Source organism: Allobosea massiliensis (assembly GCF_042655245.1).
In the GTDB taxonomy this organism is placed as follows: Bacteria; Pseudomonadota; Alphaproteobacteria; order Rhizobiales; family Beijerinckiaceae; genus Allobosea; species Allobosea massiliensis.
This window is the reverse complement of the sequence record NZ_JBHSLU010000144.1, coordinates 1-4,419: the sequence shown is the minus strand read 5'-3', so window position 1 is coordinate 4,419 and position 4,419 is coordinate 1. Positions and strand designations below refer to the sequence as shown.

The following is a 4,419-nucleotide window of genomic DNA, read 5'->3' as shown; positions in this document are numbered from 1 at the left end:
CGGAGAACTCTGAACCTCTTGCTCTTCCATGCCGACCTCCTCTCCAGAGGGGTCAGTTCCTCATGGCGTCAGGGGGGCAGTTTGTCGTGGCGCCTGACAGCAGCCCACGGTGACCGTTTACCCCCTGGAAGCGGCCAGCAGGCCGGTCCAGCATCGGGGGCAGGCTCAAACCCGCCAAAAACGAACTCAGCGCTGGATAAAAACTGGGGGCAACGTCACAGTTTCTATCCAGCGCGGAGTTCGCTCCGGCGGTAGGCTGTGGCCTGTTAACCGGGGTGGAGACGGGATCTGGCGCGGAGCCGTTGGTATAGCGCAGCGGCAGATCCCGTCGTGGGTTGAAGGTGGCGGCGAAGGCAGATAGTGGCTGCCAGTGCCCGGAGTGAGGTCGGGAACCGCCCATTCGACCCGGCTCGTGCGCCCGACATCGGCCGCCTTCCAAACGACACCGGATTGGCTCAGCGCGTTTCCCTCGACATGCCGCGCTACCTTTACACGATGGAAACCGCGCGACACCAATGAAGCGCCGATGCTCGTTCCGATCAGCCCGGTCGCGCCAATGATCGCAATGCGCTCCAAGGTGCTCTCCGCTGCACGGGGAACGGTGATCGGCCTATCGACGCCTGTCTGAATAGGCCCCGGGCTTCGTGCCTGCGTCTGGAAGATTGTCGCGAGAGGGCGGAGCACGGCGCAGCATGAAAAGTGTTGCCATGGCGGCAACCGCGCCGGCGAATACGCCGCCGATGGTTGGCGCCATCAATTTCTTCGACCGGTCGAGGCGTTTCGCGGTCGGCGACCGTTCCAATGAATCTTGCAGGCGATCGATGATCGGCTCGGACGGCGTTCTCGAGATGAGATAACCCGCCAAAACTGCCGCGACGGCGCTCAGAAGGAGGGCTGCGGCGACAGCCAGACTAGCTGCGACTCCGCCCCATCGGAACATCAGGAAAGTGTAGAGCGCGTCCAGCGCGTACCCGGCCGCGAATAGCACGAGAAGGCCGCCGGCTGACCACAGGCCATAGATTACGAGCTCGCGACGAAGCGCTGCCTTGACCGTCTCGGCGAGATGAGCCAGCAACCTGCCCACGACCTATCTCGCTGCCCAGAATCCGACGACCACGCCGATGGCGGCAGCCCACGCCAAGGCGCGCATCGGCTGCGCCCTGACCTCTTCGATGACCAGTCTTTGCAACTCGCTGACCCCCTCGCCCGCTGCCTCGGTCATGCGATCGGTGTCGATGCCCACGGACTTGAGATTGGAAGCGATTTCACTTCCGGCTTCCCGACCCTCGGAGACCATATCAGCGGCCCGCTTCGTGGCGCGATCAGCGTCGTTCTCACCTACCATAGTACCCTCCTGTTCAAAGGCAATGTCGCAGGTTCCAACGGTCGCTGGCGCGGAAGAGTTCCGCGCCTTTCGCCTTCTGGCTATTGATGATCGGAACCGCTTTCATCATCTCGAGCGGAACCCTCGCCCCTGGGACCGAACTTGTTGTCGGCGGCCTCAGCACCGCGCAGGCCGATGGGTCGAGGCGGCCCCTTGGTGGTATCGCGCAGCGTCTGGCGTTCGGCCTCGGAATTCAGCTCCGCACCGACGAGAATGATCGTCGCGGACAGCCACATCCACATCAGCAGCGCGATGACGGCGCCGAGTGCGCCATAGGTCTTGTTGTAGTCCTCGAAACTGGCGACGTACCAGGAGAACAGCACCGAGCCCAGCAACCAGGCAATGCTCGCGAAAACGGCTCCCGGGCTGACCCACTTCCATTGGGCCTCGTCTCGGCTGGGGCCAAAGCGATAAAGGGCAGCCAGGCCGACCATGAGCAGGACGATGAGAGCGGGCCAGCGGCCGAGCGAGATAAGCCATTCCACCGCATCTCCGAGATAGAGATAATCCAGCACCACTGGAATTGCTGCCACGGCTACGATCGCAATCACCGCGAATACGAGGATCCCGAGGGTGAAGATCAAGGAGGTCAAATTCAGTCGGATGAAGCTGCGCTTTTCGTCCTCGCCGTAAGCGACGTTCAGGGCATCGAAGACGGCCTTTACTCCGGCGTTGGCGCTCCAGGCGGACAGAACCAGCCCGATCACGAAGGCCAGTCCGAGCTTCGTTTCGTTGCCTGTCGAAATGCGGACGATCTGATCCCGAAGGATTTCGATTGCCCCGCTCGGCAGCACGCCTTCAGCTACCGACAACTGCTCGGTAATGGTGCCGGGATCGGCGACCAGACCGTAGAGCGAAACGAACGCGGTGACCGCAGGAAACACTGCCAGAAGTCCGTAGAAGGTGACGCCGGCCGCAACCGCGAGGACACGGTCCTTGTCGACTTCGCCATAGGTCCGCCAGAGGATATCACGCCATCCGCCGGGAGGAATTTCGGTCGGTGCTTCAGCGCTCGAGCCTTCCCCCGACCCGCCTCCTTTTTGACTTCTCAGGCCGCGATCGCCCGTCGCAAGCGAGATTGCACCCGCCGCGAACAGCGCGGCCGCGAACCCGTAGGCGCACGCCAACGCCACTTGCTTCAAGAAGATCGGTATCCGCACGCCGTCGCCCCAAACATGTTGGTTCCTCCGATTGCGCACACGATGGTGCGATTGGCCTCCAACTCGGAGCCGGTGGAGTCAGTTCCAAATTCGTCCAATTAAAGGGAAGGGCTATCGTCCGATAGCGTTGAAAAAACTCTCGAATTTTCGCGGAGTCATTCGAAGGACTATTTGAGATTCGAGGCATGGCATCGCCTTCGCGTCGCTCAGACGGGCTGGCCCGGTCGGAACTCGTACGTCCGGCGGGTCAAGTTTTCCCAAGAGATTTGACCAGGAGCGCAATATAGCACGGTAGGAGCGACACCCGATTCACTTCGGCTAAGCCGTCCCGGTTCGCTCAGTCAGCGCAACAAACCCGGTCGCGCCCATCAAGCGGGCCACACGCCTCTTGCCGATGGCGACCCCGTCGGCCTTGAGCTCGGCATGGAGCCGAGGCGCACCATAGGTTTTGCGCGAGGCCGCATGGATCGTGCGGATCTTCCGGATGAGGTCGAGGTTGGCAGTCGCTCGCGCCGAGGCAGGCCTGCCGCGTCAAGCGTAATAGCCTGACGCGAAGACTTTGAAGACGCGGGCCAGCCCATGAGCTTCAGCCAGCAGTTCACCTGCAGCCGTAAGGATCGGATCACTATCCGCGGCTTCGCGCGTCTGACGCGCTGAGCAAGGTCGTGATCAGGAGGGCCGCCGAAGCACCGGCGTGAACCAGGCCGCGGGGATCGAGGATGTCGCCAATCGCGGCCCCGAATCCCAGCGCCAGCAGCATCCATGCCGCCGTGGCTACGGTAGCCCCCGCCCCGATCCAGCGATCGTTCTTTCGCGTCAGCCGAAGCGCCTGGAGAAACACCACGGCGAAAACATAGAACACCGCTGTCAGCGACCAGACGAAGATCTCGGTGCCCGGCGGATAGCTCATGAGCGTCCCCGCAAGATGGCCGATGCCACCAAAGGCGAGCACTCCGATCAATCCCCATTGCAGCTTGAGCATGCTCACACCCTCGATCCGGCGGCTCGACCATCCGGCCGCAGGCCGGTCATAGCCGGTCCGGCCGCCGGTGTTCTGTGCCGATCTTGCGAATATGCCGCTGGACGCGAACCGCGGCGCCGGGTCGGACCTGCGATGAAGCAGGAGCCATTATCGGTCAGCCATTCGATGGTCTGCGGCAAGCGGTTGACCTTGCCGAAGCGGTGCTCGACGGCGGTGACCATGAGGTCGCACACATCCTCGCCTTTGATGCCCTCGGTGGTGGCGATATGGCCCATGGCTTCCCGGTCGCAGCAATCGAGCGCGAAGGCGACGCGAACCTTTTCGCCGTTGTCGCAGCCGATCTCGAAGCCGTCGGAGCACCAGCGCAAATTGGAGCGCGCGACAGCGATGCGGCCGTCGTGACGGCGTTCGACCCCGCCAGCATGGCGTTCGAGCAGAAGGCCATGGACCTTCATCACCCGGTAGACCCGCTTGCGGTTGGCGGGCGCACGGCCCTCGGCCAGGGCCTTGCGGCGCAACCTGGCCCAGATGCGGGCATAGTCGTAGCTCGGCATGTCGTCGATGACTGCCTCGATTTCGGCCAGCAGCGCCTCTTCCGGCAGGGGCGGACGGCCTCTGCGCTGGGGAGAGCGCCCGGCCGTCCGCTGCGCCAGCCGCGCGGCGAGATGCGAACGGGCCGCGTCCAGCGTCGCGGCGACGGCGTTCATGGCAAACCGTCCTTGGGCAGCGACAGCGACCGCAATCTCCGTTTTATGGAATGGCCCGCCCTAGGCCGTAAACCCATAAGACCGTTCGGCCGATTCCAGCGGCGTCGATTTCGTGATTCATATGTGGACGCCCCCTTTGGCAAGGCGTTTATGTCGGGATGATTTGATCGGTTGCTTTCATATGTC

General features: G+C 63.0%; 5 protein-coding genes and 1 pseudogene. All 6 read right to left on the bottom strand.

Annotated elements, in window-relative coordinates; genetic code table 11:
- Positions 1–610: 610 nt before the first annotated feature.
- Positions 611–1,084, bottom strand: coding sequence for a hypothetical protein (locus ACFPN9_RS27930; protein WP_067253590.1), 474 nt, complete (start codon positions 1,082–1,084; stop codon positions 611–613).
- Positions 1,085–1,087: 3 nt separating this feature from the next.
- Positions 1,088–1,345 carry a hypothetical protein gene (locus ACFPN9_RS27925; RefSeq protein ID WP_067989329.1) on the bottom strand — a complete coding sequence of 86 codons (258 nt, stop codon included), beginning with the start codon at positions 1,343–1,345 and terminating at the stop codon, positions 1,088–1,090.
- 80 nt (positions 1,346–1,425) lie between these two features.
- A complete protein-coding gene (locus tag ACFPN9_RS27920) occupies positions 1,426–2,517 on the bottom strand; it encodes a YihY/virulence factor BrkB family protein (RefSeq protein WP_082732864.1) in 1,092 nt (363 codons plus the stop codon).
- Between the two features lie 345 nt (positions 2,518–2,862).
- Positions 2,863–3,030 carry an IS3 family transposase gene (locus ACFPN9_RS27915; protein ID WP_377010895.1) on the bottom strand — a complete coding sequence of 56 codons (168 nt, stop codon included), beginning with the start codon at positions 3,028–3,030 and terminating at the stop codon, positions 2,863–2,865.
- Between the two features lie 139 nt (positions 3,031–3,169).
- Positions 3,170–3,526 (bottom strand): hypothetical protein, encoded by a 357-nt coding sequence (locus ACFPN9_RS27910; RefSeq protein WP_377817954.1) that lies wholly within the window; start codon positions 3,524–3,526, stop codon positions 3,170–3,172.
- 38 nt (positions 3,527–3,564) lie between these two features.
- Positions 3,565–4,278, bottom strand: a pseudogene (locus ACFPN9_RS27905) (DDE-type integrase/transposase/recombinase); the annotation flags it as partial.
- Between the last annotated feature and the right edge of the window lie 141 nt (positions 4,279–4,419).